Raw genomic sequence first — 15,243 nt, forward strand, 5'->3', positions numbered from 1 at the left:
TTGAAGCAGGCAGGATGCCTTTTTCAACAAGCTGCCAGGGCATCGATAAAGATACACAATGATAAAAACAATCCCTATAGATTTCATGACCTTTACCTAATCAGCCAGCACCGCTCGATAGATCAGGCGTCGGTTTACCCAGTGAGCGAGGATTAACAGGCCAGCTCCCAGGATACTGGCAAGTAGCTCCCAAATACCCTCCAGGTATAACGCAATAACTAACAACAAGATCCCAGAAACCCCAGCAATCATCACCGCATGGCGCCGATGGCGCCTACATGAAGCCGGGAAGCTCGCCAGGGCCAAGAGTACCACTGGTATGAGCAAAGCCAAGTGGAGATACTGGCTCCCCTGCAGCGCGACCAATACCCCCAGTCCCCCCAGGGCAGGTAAAACAGGGATCAACATACAGTGGAGCAAGCATAAGCCGGAAGCCAAGATTCCCAAAGTATCTCTCACAACAACCCTTCTGATTCGTTCACGCTCAATTCAGGCATGTGCATTTTAACTGAATTATGATATATCATATCCTAAAATAAAGAAACTCAACCAAGTTTCGCCCATATCAACCCTTACTTAGGGCCTGTTGACACTAACCGAGATAGCCCTGCTGCCACTGCCTGCAAGGCAGGAATGGCGCTGTGTGGTGGGTCCACATAAGCAATTTCTAACACTGCAGGGCGCGAAACCAGCTGCAGCCCTTCGGGTTGTGCCGGAGAAGGCGCCACTCTTCGTCGCTCATTTGGAGCAACCAAACCGCGCTCCTCTCACCTCGATTGGCACCTTTTCTGTCACAACAGGGCCAACTCCGTTAGTGTCAACAGACCCTAACTGTGCAGTTTACCGGGACATTATAAATAAAGTTGCGTGAAATCAATTACTTAAGGGAAGTTTTAGCAAAATCCCATAAAGCTATTTTTACTATATGATTATAAAAGTTGTCGGAATCAATCTCATTCTCAACTTATTTGTGTAGCAACATTATCACTCCGTCTTCAGGACTGCGAACGATGGCGCCCCCAGCCCTTTCAACCACCACCTAATTTGCTGCGTCCCCTTGGAGATACCCAACCTCCGGGCCGCCTCCGCCTGCGTCCACCCCTGCTTGAGGAGCAGCTTTAGAGCCTCTGAGCGAAACTCTATTGAATAAGCCTTTCTGATAGTCATTACATACTCCCGATTGCCTATGGTAACAATCGGGGCTGTCTGGAGAAATCAGGCTACCCCAAAGTGAGAGGCTGGAGGTCGTATAACTCTCTACTTTTAGCTTTGGTTGATAATGGGGGATTACCAATACACTCGCACAGCTGGGCTGTCAAAGCAGATACCTCCGAAATGATGGGGGTTCAGACCACAGATCGGAGATAGCAAGTTTACGAATTAATAGACTATAAGTTTATGGCCAGATTTTCGCCACAGGCCGTCAAACAGCCTTAAAAGTAATAGCCTATATTGAGATTGGTGCGAAATTCCACCCGATCACTCCCGGAAGCATCCGCGGAAGCCAAGCCGACACCGCCAGGACGGCCGCCCATGACGTTGAGGTTCCTGCCCCAGGTGAAGTCCAGCCAACCCATTACTGGCCAGGCAAAGAACTGAACTCCAAGAGTCGCCATCTGTGAATCATCCCAACCAGCCTTGTCTTTGAGCAAATGGCTGTAATCGGAGTACAAGCGTAATTTTTTAACCGGCCCCAGGCTGCTTACAGGCAGATCGTAAGCCAGGTTGGCGACACCGATGCTGCCTTTTGCGGCCACCAGATAACTGGGCGTGCCGGCCCCGGCAAAGAGGACACTGTCTTCGCTGACCCCGGCAGGATTGTTGGGGTTGAAGGCGTAACGGATACCCTGAAGTGCCAGTGTCCAGGGGCCCCGGTGGATGATAGATTGAAGCTCTGCGCCCCAGTAGTCGCCATCGCCATCGCTGAGCCGGTTAACCAAGTCTCCCCGATAGGCAGACACTCCGAAGGTGCCATCCCAGCCATCCCCCTTGAATTCACGATTCAGGTGAAGGTTGAATTGATTTTCCTTCTCGTTGGCTTGTAGGCGGTTTGTCGGCGCCACAAAGGCGTCATCGACATCCTTGGCGTCGGCCATGTTGGGGGAGAAGCGGTTTTCCACCGGTATGGCTTTTTTAAAAGCCCCAAGCTGTATATCCCAATCACCGAATTCCTGGACGTATTTTCCACCGAGGGCACTGGAATGTCCCATCGCCAGATAAAAAGGAATATTGAATGTCCAGCCAAATTGGGGATAAGGTTGTAGGCCAAACGGCTCATAGGCCCAACCGAGCTGAAGCTGACGATCGCTGGAAAAACGATAACCTACATAGCCGTGTTCCAGCGAGTTGATTTCCTCATCATTGAGGTAGCGCAGGTAATAAGAAGCGTCGGCAAAAAAGTTGCCTTGATTGCCCTTGAGCTTGAGCGTGAGGGACTCAAAATCAATCTTGCCAGCACCACCTTTGCTGCTGGAATCCCAGTCTTCGTAGCGATGCTGCAGGCGCAGGGCTCCGCCGAGATCCAGATTGGAATCCACCGGGTCTTCTGTTGTTTCGGCAGCAACCGCGGTTTCGAACAAAAAACACAGTGCGATAAAAGTACTGCAAAGGTGCAAGGATTTATCAACTCTCATTATTTTAATCTCTCTCAGTTGTCTTTCTTTCTGTTTCAAAAAAGCTTCCGCTGCGGTGGGCCGGCAAACTTCAGTTCGCCGAAACAAGCCATGTCCACTTCTACCAGTGCGGGGCCAGCATGGGACACCGCCTGGAACAGCAACTCGCTCGCCTGAGAAGCGTCACGAATTTGCCAATGTTTTAGCCCCATAGAATCCGCCAGGGTGGTAAACTGAGGCGTAAGCAAGGTGTTGTAGTACTGGCGGTCTGAAAAGTGATTGCGCTGTATACCCCGCATCACGCCGTAACCGCCGTCGTTCATAACCAGCAAGGTGAGGTCCAGATTTTCCTGTACCATAGTGGCGATCTCGCCAACACCAAGCATCAGGCCACCATCCCCCACCAGCCCCAAAACTTTGCGTCCAGGCTGTGCCACCGCACTACCGATGGCCATCGGTAACCCCATACCGATGGCGCCCGCCAGGGAGTGAATGTTGGTGTTGGGAAATTCAATCGGCAGCAAGCGGCTACCCCAGGTGCTGCCAGACATGGTGATGTCGCGCACAAACAAGCCATCCGCGGGCAATGCCGCGCGCACGGCATCGCAAAGCACCGCATAGGGGCCCATCTGTGCACGAAGTTTTTGTTCCGCTTGTGCTATCGCACTGGAAATATCGCCGTCGTATTGACCGTCGGCCAAGCTCTCGCCGTCAAAACAATCCGCCAGCGCCGTAAGAACTTCGCCGCAGTCCCCCTCAATAAATTCATCCGCCCGATAGTTGCGATGACACGCAGCCGGGTCGATGTCGATCTGCACCAGCGGTTCTGGCAGTGCCAGCGAATAGGTCTTGGTCTCGTTTGAGCGCAGTTTCGAGCCGGCGACGATCAATAGATCCGATTGTGCAAACAGCGCCTCGACCGCTTCTGCATTGTGAAAAGCGCGCAAGCTACGGGGATGGCTGTCGGGCACTATGCCCCGTCCGTGGGTGCTGGAAATCACTGGCAGGCCCGCGTCCGCCAGGCGTCGCACGGCATCGCCAGCCCCCAAGGCACCACCCCCTACCCACAACAGGGGCCGCGTGGCGGTGCGCAATCGTTGCGCCAGGGCCTGGACCCGACAATTCGCCAATGCCGGCGGCCTCGCCGGCGCCACCGGCGCACTCGGCAAAAATCCATCGAACAAGGCCCCCTGTAGATCGATGGGGATCTCCACACTCACCGGGCCCATGGGGGCGGTCATCGCCTCGCGAATTGCGCGCCGAACGATCGGCACCGCCTGCTCAGCGCTGGTCACTCGATAGGCGCCCTTGCAACAGGCGCGCAAAAAGCCCAATTGGTCTTGAGTCTCATGAATAAACCCGGCATCGCGGCCCAAATACTGTCGCTCCACCTGACCGGTGATATGCAACAGTGGGGTCCCGGCGTTCAGAGCTTCTAATAGGGCGCCTACAGCATTGCCAGCACCCGCCCCGGTGCTGGTAAGCGCGACCCCCAATCCAGTCTGGCGACCGTGGGCATCCGCCATGGTGACCGCTCCCGCCTCACCGCGGGCAGGCACGAAACGAGGGCTGCCGCGACGGCCGAGAGCGTCTGCAATGGGCAGGTTATGAATCGAAATGACACCGTAAACTGCACTCACGGCCTGCTGTTCCAAGGTGCGAACTAGCGCATCTCCAACGGTGATCTCTTTGCTCATGTTGTACTCATCTTTTGAATTTCGCCGCGCTCAGGGCAGCAGTTATCAGTCGCACCAGCCGATCGGGTTCGGATCGAGACCCAGGTAGATACTTTTCTGCTGCATATAGGCGAGAATGCCCCGCCGACCCTTCTCTCGCCCCAGGCCGCTCTCCTTGTAGCCACCGAAAGGCGTAGAGATGGAAAATTTCTTGTAGGTATTGATCCACACAGTGCCGACCTCCAGCTGCTCGGCCAGTTTTAGTGCCGCGCGGTAGTCCGCGCTCCAGATACCCGCCGCGAGGCCGTAAACACTGTCATTGGCCTGGGCCAGCAGGGACGCCTCGTCGTCGAAAGGCTGCGCGACCAAAACTGGACCAAAGATTTCTTCCTGACACACGACACTGTGATTTGGCAGCCCCTCAATTACGGTGGGCAGATAGTAACTACCGTCGGCGAGTGCTGAATCCTCGGGAGGACAACCGCCCACCAATACACGCCCACCCTCTGCACGCGCACGCTCCACATAGCTGGCGACCTGCTCCCTATGCCGCTCATTAATCAAGGGCCCCACATGAATGCCAGGCTTTTCCGGGTGCCCCACACGCAGCTGACGTGCCACTTGGCACAACTGCTTCAACACCGACTGGTAGATACTGCGGTGGACAAACAACCGTGAACCAGCAATGCACGCCTGGCCGCCGGAACTAAAAATGCCGTAGGCGACTCCCTTGACCGCCTGCTCCAGATTTGCGTCTGCGCAGATAATGGTGGGCGACTTACCCCCCAACTCCAAGGAGGTTCCGATCAATTTATCGGCGGCGATGTGGGCCAGGTGGCGACCAGTAGTTGTGCCGCCGGTAAAGGAAATCTTGCGCACCAACGGGTGGCGGACGATGGCTTCTCCGATTACGCTGCCGCGACCCGGCAGCACACTCAGCAATCCCTGCGGCAGCCCGGCTTCCTGAAACAATTCCGCCAGTTTTAAGGCCGCCAGTGGCGTGGCCTCGGCGGGTTTAAGCAACACCGCGTTGCCGGCAGCGATGGCTGGGGCGATCTTTTGCATTTCACTGGCGATCGGAGAGTTCCAGGGTGTGATGGCCCCTACCACCCCCAGTGGCTCGTACTGGCTAAACGTCATGAAATCCCCGTTGCGCGGGGTTGGCAGTTCGCCTTCAAGGGTCTCACAGGCAGCGGCGAAATAGCGCGCGGTGCCCGCCGCACTGGCCACTAAGGCACGTGTCTCCGCCAACGGCTTGCCATTGTCACGGGTCTGCAGAGCCGCCAGTTCCTCTGCACGAGACAACAGCAGATCCGATACCCGCGCGAGGATGGCGGCGCGCTGGTGTGGCAATGTGGCTCTCCAGGCGGCGCTGCGCTGGGCGGCGTCAGCCATTACCACCGCCTCTTCGACGTCTTCGACGCTGGCCGCACGCAACTCAGCATTAACCGAGCCATCAGCGGGAAACTGAGAGATCAGCGGCGCACCGCGCCCAGTGCGCCATTCGCCGGCAATAAAAATAGGCTGTATCCGGGGCTTATGCATAGGGTGACTCTATTTATAAGGTAACTGGGTCCAGGTGGCGCTGACAGGCGCGCACCACAGATAAAGCGGCCAGCATGGATGTCTTGGGGTTGTCCTCCAGTGGCACGCCGCGGATCTCCATATTGAATTCACCAAAGCGCCCCACCGCATGGATACGGTGGCTGTTGCGTTCGGTTAGAGGATCGACTGCCAATCGCACCTGCGTGGCCTCCATACCCACGCCGGCCAGGGCAATGGTGGCCGCCACATTAGCGTTGGCGGGAAACAAGCGCGCCGCTTCACCAGCACTGCCCTGGTAAAAAACGGTTTTTTCCGTTACCCGATCCAAATCGATCAAGGTTTCCGCGTGACTGCCGGCCCAGCTTCGGGGCGCCTTGCAGGACTCATATAAAACGCTGTCGAGACCGCCACTGCGAGCCGCCGCCAAGCCGTCCATACCGGCAACAGCACCCGTGGCGATTTCCAGGCGCCCTCCGCCCTCTTGCAAGGCTTGGTCGAGACGCCCGCGTAAATCTGGATTCGCCAGGGCACCGCTGGCCACCGAAACCAGGGTGAGACCGCGGCGCAATAATGCCTCGCCATGCTCCTCCAAAGCCGCTTGGCCGGCGCACTCCACCACCAGATCCGGACGTTCATCAAAGTTATCCAGATTCACCAGCACCTTGGTATGGCCGCCCAGCTGCTCGCGGGTTGCGGCGGCGCTGGCGACAGGCACCACTACCCAATGCAGGCGAAAGCCCTCCGGCAACAGTCGGTGTACTGCCCGACCCATAGCGCCGTAGCCGATCATCATTAATTTCTTGTCCAAGGGCTGGACTCCTCTCAGTTAAAAGTACGGCGCCGCTATAGATGCCGGTTGAAGCCACCGGATACATCGAGCGCGGCGCCGGTGGTGAAAGAAGCCAATGGCGACGCTAAAAACACCAGCGCCCGCGCCGCTTCTTCCGGCCGCCCCAGGCGGCCCATGGGGATGCCCCGCTTGGCCGCTATGGCGCTGGACCATTGCTCCCAGCTCTGCGATCGCTCGCCACGCTGTTCGAAACGCCGCCGCCATTGGCCGGATTCCACCATGCCGAGCAAAATCGAATTGACGCGAATGCCTTCCCCAATCAACTCATGGGATAGAGAGTGGGTTAAATTGAGCAACGCCGCGCGCGCCGCTGAAGTGGCGATCATGTGTGGCTCCGGCTGCAGCGCCAGCAGCGAGTTCACACAGGTGAGCGAGGCGATGTCGGAATTGCGCAGCAAAGGACGAAAGGCGGCCAAGGGATTCAGCACACCGAATAGTTTTAGGCGTGACTCGCCCAGCCAAGCCTCCTCAGGGGTATCGTCCAAATGCGCTACAAAACCCTGACCCGCATTGGCAATCAACAGGTCGCAGCCACCAAAACGCTCTTTTACCGCCACAGCAAATTCGCGGCAGTCGTCCTCATTCAAAACATCGCAGGGCAGCGCCAACAGCTCACCGCTCGGGTAATCGCGCTCCAGCAACACACGCGCATTTTCCAGACGCTCTCTGTTGCGCCCACAAAAGGCAACGCGCGCACCAGCGGCCAACAGCAGTCTTACCGTCTCAAAGCCGATACCTGAGCTGCCACCCGTTACCACCGCTACACGGTTGTCAATCGACAATTTCACACTGAGGTCCTCCCGTTGACAGTGGCGAACTTTTCCCGGGTGGCGAAGCCTCGCAAGGCAGCGGCGAACGCCAAAGGCGCGTCGATATAACAAGCGTGACCGGCGCCGCGGATTTCCCGATAAGGTAGAGACAGGTGCTGTGCCAGTTCTCGCGCACCCTTCGGCGGGGTGATGGAGTCCTCTTCTCCGCACAGCACCAGCCCCGGAAGCGCCAACGAAGTATTCAAATAGTTGGCGATGGCGTCTTCCGCCAACATCCAACTGGCTTGCCGAAACCCGTCGATATTGAGTCGTTCAATGCCGGCCTGCACCCGGGCGATATCCTCCGGGGAAGCATTGCGGCGCAGCAGGTGAGGTGCGCGCGCCGCGGCATAGGCCTTGTGGCCCATGTCCTGCAACTGCGTAAAGCGACTGCGATAGACGGCGGTCCTTTTCTCCTGTGCAGCGTACTGATAACCCGCTGCGGGGCTGGCCAGCACCAGCCCGGCGAGCCGCTCCGGATAGGCCCGCCAATAGGCGGCGGCGACCATGGCGCCCAGGGAGTGGCCCACCAAGACGAAACTCTCCAAGTCCAGCGCTTGGCGCCAGTCCTCCAGGCGCTGCACGTAATCGGCAGCGTTGGGACACGGGTTCGCCAGCGGCTGACTTTGGCCGTAACCAGGGGCATCCCAAGCCAGCAGGCGATAGTCCGGCAGATGCGCCGCTAGTGGTTCCCAGGAGGCAGCACCGGAGCTGATGCCGTGCAGCAACACCAATGCCGGGCCGCGACCGCTCTCGCGGTAATAGAGCGGACCCGCTGACAGTTGCAAACGCTTTATCTGCACGAGCTATCGCCGCCTTAATTGCGCTTAATTTTGGAAAGCGGGTGATCTTCCGGGTAGGTGGGAATCTTGGGCTTGGGTGTGCCCAACATCACGCACATCAATGCCTCTTCCTCACTTTCGTTGAGCAGGCCACGGTAGATACCCGGGGGAACCGATACCACATCGCGTTCTTGCAACACGGTTTCGGTGTAGTCATCACCATCTTTTAAAAACAGGCGAATCTGTCCCTTGAGTACGAAGAAGACCTCCTCTACATCATCGTGCACATGCAGGGGGCCTTCACACTTGGAAGGCAGTACCATGGTGGAAAAAGTGAAATGTTCCGCGGGAATGGTATTGGTGTCCGTGGCAACCCCGGTGGCCCCAGTGCCGATATAACGCATCTGCGCGCGCCGGTACTTGGGGTCGAAATCTGCCTGGAATTTCAGTGCGCTCCAGTCGTAGGTACGGCCCTTGTAGCGTGCAACGCGACTCTCTATCCAGTCGGAAAAGTTCATGTCGGCGGGTCGCTTCATGGTGGCGGATTGTGCGGTCATGGTTGTCTCCTCTATTTCAGGTTCCGGTAATGGCCGGGCGCGCTAGTAGCGCCGCACCAGCGGCAGTAGCAGGGCTCCGCCAATCAACGCCAGCAACGCCATAAACAACAGGCCGAAGTTCACGCTGCCGGTAAAGGCGATCAAGGCGCCAATGGCGACGGGCATAAAAGCGGAAGTGAGGTTGCCAAAACCGTTGGCGACACCGCCATAGCTCGAAATTTTGTCGGCGGGTGCCAGCTTGCCCACCAGGGTAAAGATGCTCGGCGGCACCATGCCCCAACAAAAGGTGCTAAAGGCCAACGCGGCGATTGCCAAAACACTATTGTCAAACGCCAACAGAGCGAGAATACCGACCCCAGCGAAGATCAGCGGCAAGGCGCACATCAACGCGCGGCGGTCGTAGCGATCCGACAGGCTGGCGCCGACAAACTGCCCCAAGAGCATGGACACAAAGGGGATCGCGGAAACCAGCCCGGCATCTCTCAGCTGCACACCGCGCTCCTGGGTCAAGTAGGTGGGTAGCCAGGAGTTGAGGCCCCACAGGTAACTGAGCAGGGCGGCGTTGAACAGGCACACGGCAACGAATGGGGTGTTTGCCAGTAGCTCGCGACAAGCCGACAGGTAAGCTTTCGCACTGATCGGCTGACGGTCGCGCTGCTCGCCCTCGGGCGTTGTGTAATCCAGATGGAGCTGATTGCGAAACACCGCCCACATCAATAGCAGGATCGGTATCGTCAACAGTGCCATTGTGAAAAAGGTGGCGCGCCAGCCGAAGGTTTGCAAAATCTGAAACGTGAGGGGAAAGCCGATCATGGCGCCGATCGGGGTACCGATAATCCACAGCATGGTGGCACGGGCCTGTTCCCGTAGCGGAAAACTCCGCTTGACGATGGCGTAGGCGATGCCAAACAGCGGGCCCTCAACCACCCCCAGCACAATGCGCAGGGTGAGCATATGCTGGTAGTTATCAACCAGCCCCATCAGCGCCATGATCAGTGCGGTCACAATCATGATGGCATAGAGGCAACGCTTAGGGCTGATAACGTCGGCGAGAGAACTGAGAAACATGGACGAGAGGCCATAGGAAATCAAAAATGCCGACATCAACCAGCCGAGCTTAGTGGTGTCCCCCACCACTCCCATATCGGCCTGAAACGCCGGAATGGCCAGCAGTACAGCGATACTGATCTTGTCGAAAAAGGAGAGAATCACGCAGGTAAGCAAGGCCAGTGGAATGGCCCATTGCTTTGCACTGGTTGTACTCGTGTTTGGCGCCGTGGCCGGCTTGTTAACCGCTATTATTGTCATCGTCTGATCCCATGGTTGCTTTGCATACTCGTGCCGCGAATTGTGTCGCGGGCTAGCGAAGCTGCATCAGGTTGAAGTCGGGATTGGCGAGGAGACTGGTATCCAGCGCCAACCCGGTGTTTATCCAGCGTTTGCCTAACTTGATGGCACGTGGCTGATCAAAGGCCACCATCTGCGCCAATCGATTGTCAGCGTCCAGGTAAAAGAACACTGCACTTGCCGTTTCCCGGCGTACTACGCAGTGGCCATTAGCGACCGGCGTGCCGAGGATTTGAATATTGCGTCCGCACTGATCAGACCAGAGCCAAGCGGGCTCCCGGTAGCCGACCGCTTGGCCCAACAGGGCGCGGGCGGCCACTGTCGCCTGATTTTGCGCGAACGCCCAGGATTGCAGGCAAATACCCAATTGCGGATGCTGGGCCACATCGCCGGCGGCAAAAATATGTGGATCGCTGGTACGCCCCGCCTCATCCACCAGCACCCCTTGGTCTGTGTCCAGGCCTGCGTCGCGGGCCAGCTCTAAATTGATTTGTACTCCAGTGCCCACCACCACCAGATCGAAAGATTCACTATTGCCACCGGCGCTCACATGAATGGCGGAAGGCGTTTGCGCCAGATGGAGGTCACCACAATCCAGATGTAAGGCAACACCGTTTTCGCGATGCAATTCGGCGATGGCCTCTGCCACTTCAGGGCCGACACTGCGCCCACACAAACCAGGTGCGCGCTCGAACACTGCCACCTCCAGCCCGAGAGCACGGGCACTGGAGGCAACTTCCAGGCCAATCCAGCCGCCGCCAATCACCGCCACGCGGCGTGCAGTCGCCAGTCGGCGGCGCAGCACTTGTGCGTCATCCCAACTTCGCAATGTCACCACCCGGTCCAACTGTGCCCAGTCAGCCACCGGCAGGCGTGCGCGGGCACCCGTGGCGACCAGCAGACGTTCGTAGGACAGGCGTTCGCCGTCAGCAAGCGTCACCTGCCGAGATGCACGGTCTATGGCGACAGCACGTGCCGGGCGCTTCCAACGCAATTGGAGCGCAGCCATATCCTCCGGCGAAAACAACCGCGGCAGCGGTGCATCGGCAGTCAAGGCATCTTTGGACAGGGGCGGGCGTTCGTAAAAATCATGCGCCTCTTCCGCCACTACGGTGATCGCACCGTCATAACCTTCGGCCCGCAGCGTTTTGCAAGCCCACCCTGCCGCTTGGCCGCCGCCGATTACCAGAACCTTGTCCACCTCAAGACTCCACTGCTCGGGGCTTCTGGCGTCGGGTGTGGATGTCGATACCGCCCTCGACACCCCACTCGGTAAAAGATTCCAGCGAGTGCACCAGTTCCCTGGGGGTCCAGTGTTCGGTCAGATAATCCTCGTTGGTGTAGTATTCAAAGGGGCCGCCCATTGGGCTGTTGACGTACCAAAAGTAGGCTGAAGACACCGGGTGGCGACCCGGGCCGATAAAGGTGGTCCACTGTTTGCGGTGCATCGCCAGTCCCCCACCAATCACTTCGTGGATATCCCGCACGGTGAAGGCGACATGGTTCAGGCCGGCCGTGCGACCGGGCAACTTGAGCAGAAAAATATTGTGGTGACCGCCGCGCGCCTGCATACGCATAAAAACACCGCGATCGGTATAGCGGTCAGAAACGTGGAATCCCATTACCTCGCGATAAAAGCTTTCGCTCTCGGCCAGATCGGCAACAAAAAACACCGCGTGGCCAATGCCAATTGGCTCGGCTTTTTCATACACGGGACTGGGCAGGTCTACGCGGCGCATATCGCCCCACTGATTGATCGGCGGCACCTCCAGGTCCACAGGACGCAAGGTGCTGGTTCGCACCATCAGGGTCAGGCCGTTGGGGTCGCGACACTGCAAGTGATCGCCACCATCGATAAAGCCTGGTTGCCCTTGCATGCGCGCGCGCATGGTTTCTAGGCTTTGATGATCGGCCACTCCCCAAGTGATGCGCCGCAGGGTGGAACCGGATTCAAAGGCGGGCGGCAACTCAGGCGCGTTGAGATCCCGCAGCAAAATGCGCGCGCCGTCAAGGGTCTCAAAAGCCGGGAACTGCCCGCTGCAATCCGCGGCGCGAGCGAGACCGAAGTCGTCGGCGAAGCGGGCGGCAGCCTCAATATCCTGCACACCAAATTCCAGTTCTTCGATTCCGATAATGCCCATGGATTGGCTCCGCTAAAGTAACCGTTTAGTTAAAAAGAAAACCGCCGTTCACCGGCAGCAATTGACCAGTGACAAATTCCGACCAGTCCGAGAGCAGATAAAGCACACTGCCGCAGACATCTTGCGGCTGCTGCTCCCGTTTTAGGGCACGCCCCTCCGCGTACAGGCGATGGCGCTCTGCGGGGACATAGTCGGTTGATTGTCCGCGGACGAGTCCGGGAGCGATGGTGTTGACCCGAATCTGGCGTTCGCCCAATTCCCGAGCCATGGCACGGGTCATGGCGATCACAGCACCCTTGCTGGCCACGTAGGCCATCAGTTTTGGCGCGCCCCACAGCGCTGTATCCGAGGCCAGGTTGACGACGCTGGCACCCCCGGCTTTTTCCATCAACGGCAGGGCTGCGCGGGTGGTGAGCCAGAGGCCGCGCACATTCACTTGCATCACCCTGTCCCACAGCGCCAGATCGTAGTCTTCCATCAGCGCGCCGCCGACGTCGGTGGCCACGGCGGCGTTGTTGATCAATCCGTGTAGAGGGCCCCGAAGGCTTGCCATGGCCGAGTTGATCGCATCGGGGTTGCCCTGATCCATCAACAGGGTCTCCACCGAATGACCGCTGCTGCGCAGCGCTTCGGCAGTGGCCGTCAATTCCTTGTCGAGCAAATCGCTCAGAACCAGCTGCGCGCCCTCAGCGGCAGCTGCCTCGGCGATGGCACGACCCAGACCGCGGGCGGCGCCGGTGATTAACAAGCGTTTGCCCGCAAGAGACTGGCCCCGCATCAGTGCCCTGCCCCTTGGCTCGATTCGGCTTCAGCGCGCCGGGCCAACTGCGCTTTGGCAAGTTTTTGCATCACCCGCCGCAGGCGCTGCAAACCCACATCGTGTTCGTAGAGGTTTTCCAGATCCCGGGCGGCGGGGTCCAGGGCTTCCAGGATCATGCGGTCCTGTTCCAGCACATCCCAATGCAGTTTTTCCAGTTTGGTGCGGTACAGGAAGCGCCAAGCCTGGCGCTGCCAGCCTTCCACCTTGCGAATACGCCAAAAAAACACTCGACAGTGGTCGCGATCTTCCGGCACCGCCATACCCACGATCCAAAAGGGTCCGCCGGGGCCAAAGCACTTCTTATATGGAATGGACAGACGCAGCCACAGGGCGCCGCTATTGCCGTACTCCACCCAGTCGAAGTTGACCCCGGCTTGATCGGTCTTCTTGAACACAAAGCCGCTTTCGGTGGGCTTGAGTTCCATTTCCGCCTGGCGATTGCCCTCGGCCATAGAGTGGGAATTGGCGTGCAGGTAGGTCCCGTGCATGGGGTCCATCACATTGTCGACGGCGTATTGGTAGTTGCAGCGCCAGCTGGCGACACACAAGAAATTGCTGTAGCTGTCGTCGCTCAATTCCCGAGGCAACTGCAATTCCGGAACCGGCTCCCCCTCGACGGTGGGAAAGTAGAGAAAAATGGCGCCCTGGGTTTCAATCACCGAATAGTGGCGCTGGCACTTCTTGCCCACCAGGGGGCTGTTGTCCACCGCGGGAACGTCGCGAATGCGGCCCTCTCCGTCTACCTCTACGCCGTGGTACCAGCAGGCCAGCCTGTCCCCCAGATTCCAGCCCCGGGACAGACGTGCGCCCCGGTGCGGACAACGATCCTCAATGGCACGCACAACGCCCTCATTGTCGCGCCACAATACGATGTTCTCACCCAGTCGGGTGATGCCCAAGGGTTCGGAGCCAAGCTCCCAGCTGGCAATCACCGGGTACCATAAGGAACGCAAACCGGTGTCCAAATAATCGCGAACTGCCTGCTCGGGGGAAGAAAGGGTGTGCATAGTGAACCTCTTAATTGTTATGCCGCTGGTACCGACAAAGGCGGCTATTGCCCGAGCACGGTTAATTCGTTTAGCAAAGTCTGCTCGCTCCACAGGCAGCCCTGGCGATCCAAGCTCTTTTGCGTCTGTAGCGCCACAAGCAACTCTTCGAAGGTTTCTGCACCGCCTTCAAAGGCACTTTCCAGGGCTTCCGCCAGGGCCAGCTCAAAGGGCTCGGCAGGTCTTTCACGGGTCTGCCATACCCGATTGTCGAATCCGCCGGGCTGCTCTATCCGACCCTGGCCGGCTTCGCTGGAAGGGATAATTTGGGCCCACTGTTTGAGCTGGGGGTTGAAGTTCTGCTCGCTCACGAATCGGACTCCTGGTTATCGGTCTGGATTTGAATGGCGTTATCGACGATCCGAATGGGGTAGGTCTGTAAACTCTTGCCGCCAAAGCCCACGTCGTGAATACACTTGCCACTTTTGATATCGAACACGGCTTCGTGCAGCGGGCACTCCACTTGGCCGTTCTCAACGAACCCTTGGGACAGCAGTGCATAGGCGTGAGGGCAGATGTCCTCAAGGGCGTAATAGGCCCCTTCCACTAGGTAAACCCCAACTTTCTTGTCGTTGATCTCTACCGAGCAGGGAAAGTCTTCCTGTATCTGTTCTTTTGTGCAGACAGTGGTCCAGCTCATGGAAATAAACCTCCGCAGAAAACTGAATCTGGCGCGTTATCTTTCGAATAGCCGGAGGTGAGAATAAGCGCCAAACAAATCGCCCGTCAATACTATATAGTATTTATATATACTGATTTGTTATAAAAAGACAGGATTAATCTCTTTATTGAGAATAGAAAATAGATAGATAGCCTGAAGCCCAGTAATTACATTTATCCTACTAAAGTACTTTATATGCAGTAAATTTTTACTATATATATATTTGCAAGTGATAAATTTGTTTATTTAAGGATTTTTAAACAAAAATAAGCCCATGCTTATCGACCAGCTTCTACGGTATTAATTCGGATACTGATCGTGTTGAAAAATTCAGGACAGTGAGGCTATGGCGAGGCCCAAAATGGTCACTTGTGGCGTTTGCGGACCGCTGACAATG

Annotated in this window: 16 protein-coding genes; all 16 read right to left on the reverse strand. The window is 57.5% G+C overall.

What is annotated here, in order from left to right:
• Window positions 1-96: 96 nt before the first annotated feature.
• The 16 genes from ABVT36_RS02890 to ABVT36_RS02965 all read right to left on the reverse strand — a co-directional run bounded on the left by ABVT36_RS02890 (window position 97) and on the right by ABVT36_RS02965 (window position 14,825).
• A complete protein-coding gene (locus tag ABVT36_RS02890; protein ID WP_368455183.1) occupies window positions 97-459 on the reverse strand; it encodes a MerC domain-containing protein in 363 nt (120 codons plus the stop codon).
• Window positions 460-984: 525 nt separating this feature from the next.
• Entirely contained in the window at window positions 985-1,167 is a 183-nt protein-coding gene (locus ABVT36_RS02895) for a transposase (protein ID WP_368455184.1), read from the reverse strand.
• A 266-nt stretch (window positions 1,168-1,433) separates the two neighbouring features.
• A complete protein-coding gene (locus ABVT36_RS02900; protein ID WP_368455185.1) occupies window positions 1,434-2,672 on the reverse strand; it encodes a hypothetical protein in 1,239 nt (412 codons plus the stop codon).
• Window positions 2,669-4,309: a thiamine pyrophosphate-binding protein gene (locus ABVT36_RS02905; protein WP_368455186.1), complete on the reverse strand. Its 1,641-nt coding sequence runs from the start codon at window positions 4,307-4,309 to the stop codon at window positions 2,669-2,671. The genes ABVT36_RS02900 and ABVT36_RS02905 overlap by 4 nt, the downstream gene beginning before the upstream one ends.
• 45 nt (window positions 4,310-4,354) lie before the next feature.
• A complete protein-coding gene (locus tag ABVT36_RS02910; RefSeq protein WP_368455187.1) occupies window positions 4,355-5,833 on the reverse strand; it encodes an aldehyde dehydrogenase in 1,479 nt (492 codons plus the stop codon).
• A gap of 13 nt (window positions 5,834-5,846) precedes the next feature.
• On the reverse strand, window positions 5,847-6,641 hold the full coding sequence (locus tag ABVT36_RS02915) for an aspartate dehydrogenase (protein ID WP_368455188.1): 795 nt from the start codon (window positions 6,639-6,641) through the stop codon (window positions 5,847-5,849).
• A 35-nt stretch (window positions 6,642-6,676) separates the two neighbouring features.
• Window positions 6,677-7,471 carry an SDR family oxidoreductase gene (locus ABVT36_RS02920; protein ID WP_368455190.1) on the reverse strand — a complete coding sequence of 265 codons (795 nt, stop codon included), beginning with the start codon at window positions 7,469-7,471 and terminating at the stop codon, window positions 6,677-6,679.
• The gene (locus tag ABVT36_RS02925) at window positions 7,468-8,295 is read right to left on the reverse strand and encodes an alpha/beta fold hydrolase (protein WP_368455191.1); all 828 of its coding nucleotides are present in this window, start codon (window positions 8,293-8,295) and stop codon (window positions 7,468-7,470) included. Before ABVT36_RS02925 ends, ABVT36_RS02920 begins: the two co-directional genes overlap by 4 nt.
• A 14-nt stretch (window positions 8,296-8,309) precedes the next feature.
• The gene (locus ABVT36_RS02930) at window positions 8,310-8,831 is read right to left on the reverse strand and encodes a cupin domain-containing protein (RefSeq protein ID WP_368455192.1); all 522 of its coding nucleotides are present in this window, start codon (window positions 8,829-8,831) and stop codon (window positions 8,310-8,312) included.
• A gap of 42 nt (window positions 8,832-8,873) precedes the next feature.
• A complete protein-coding gene (locus tag ABVT36_RS02935; RefSeq protein WP_368455193.1) occupies window positions 8,874-10,139 on the reverse strand; it encodes an MFS transporter in 1,266 nt (421 codons plus the stop codon).
• Between the two features lie 52 nt (window positions 10,140-10,191).
• Complete coding sequence (locus tag ABVT36_RS02940) at window positions 10,192-11,379, reverse strand: NAD(P)/FAD-dependent oxidoreductase (RefSeq protein ID WP_368455194.1); 1,188 nt, start codon at window positions 11,377-11,379, stop codon at window positions 10,192-10,194.
• A 1-nt stretch (window position 11,380) separates the two neighbouring features.
• On the reverse strand, window positions 11,381-12,319 hold the full coding sequence (locus tag ABVT36_RS02945) for a VOC family protein (protein WP_368455195.1): 939 nt from the start codon (window positions 12,317-12,319) through the stop codon (window positions 11,381-11,383).
• Between the two features lie 25 nt (window positions 12,320-12,344).
• On the reverse strand, window positions 12,345-13,097 hold the full coding sequence (locus ABVT36_RS02950; protein WP_368455196.1) for an SDR family oxidoreductase: 753 nt from the start codon (window positions 13,095-13,097) through the stop codon (window positions 12,345-12,347).
• Window positions 13,097-14,146, reverse strand: a complete 1,050-nt coding sequence (locus ABVT36_RS02955) for a Rieske 2Fe-2S domain-containing protein (protein WP_368455197.1) — start codon at window positions 14,144-14,146, stop codon at window positions 13,097-13,099. The genes ABVT36_RS02950 and ABVT36_RS02955 overlap by 1 nt, the downstream gene beginning before the upstream one ends.
• A gap of 44 nt (window positions 14,147-14,190) precedes the next feature.
• On the reverse strand, window positions 14,191-14,496 hold the full coding sequence (locus ABVT36_RS02960) for a recombinase-like helix-turn-helix domain-containing protein (RefSeq protein WP_368455198.1): 306 nt from the start codon (window positions 14,494-14,496) through the stop codon (window positions 14,191-14,193).
• Window positions 14,493-14,825, reverse strand: coding sequence for a Rieske (2Fe-2S) protein (locus ABVT36_RS02965; RefSeq protein WP_367148665.1), 333 nt, complete (start codon window positions 14,823-14,825; stop codon window positions 14,493-14,495). Before ABVT36_RS02965 ends, ABVT36_RS02960 begins: the two co-directional genes overlap by 4 nt.
• Window positions 14,826-15,243: the final 418 nt, after the last annotated feature.

The sequence above is a fragment of the Microbulbifer sp. TYP-18 genome (assembly GCF_040932045.1).
In the GTDB taxonomy this organism is placed as follows: Bacteria; Pseudomonadota; Gammaproteobacteria; order Pseudomonadales; family Cellvibrionaceae; genus Microbulbifer.

What these genes read in the sequence shown, in the direction of transcription:
- ABVT36_RS02905 (WP_368455186.1), bottom strand. Translation starts at nt 4,309, where the DNA reads ATGAGCAAAGAGATCACCGTTGGAGATGCGCTAGTTCGCACCTTGGAA.
- ABVT36_RS02910 (WP_368455187.1), bottom strand. Translation starts at nt 5,833, where the DNA reads ATGCATAAGCCCCGGATACAGCCTATTTTTATTGCCGGCGAATGGCGC.
- ABVT36_RS02945 (WP_368455195.1), bottom strand. Translation starts at nt 12,319, where the DNA reads ATGGGCATTATCGGAATCGAAGAACTGGAATTTGGTGTGCAGGATATT.
- ABVT36_RS02955 (WP_368455197.1), bottom strand. Translation starts at nt 14,146, where the DNA reads ATGCACACCCTTTCTTCCCCCGAGCAGGCAGTTCGCGATTATTTGGAC.
- ABVT36_RS02935 (WP_368455193.1), bottom strand. Translation starts at nt 10,139, where the DNA reads ATGACAATAATAGCGGTTAACAAGCCGGCCACGGCGCCAAACACGAGT.
- ABVT36_RS02930 (WP_368455192.1), bottom strand. Translation starts at nt 8,831, where the DNA reads ATGACCGCACAATCCGCCACCATGAAGCGACCCGCCGACATGAACTTT.
- ABVT36_RS02950 (WP_368455196.1), bottom strand. Translation starts at nt 13,097, where the DNA reads ATGCGGGGCCAGTCTCTTGCGGGCAAACGCTTGTTAATCACCGGCGCC.
- ABVT36_RS02965 (WP_367148665.1), bottom strand. Translation starts at nt 14,825, where the DNA reads ATGAGCTGGACCACTGTCTGCACAAAAGAACAGATACAGGAAGACTTT.
- ABVT36_RS02895 (WP_368455184.1), bottom strand. Translation starts at nt 1,167, where the DNA reads ATGACTATCAGAAAGGCTTATTCAATAGAGTTTCGCTCAGAGGCTCTA.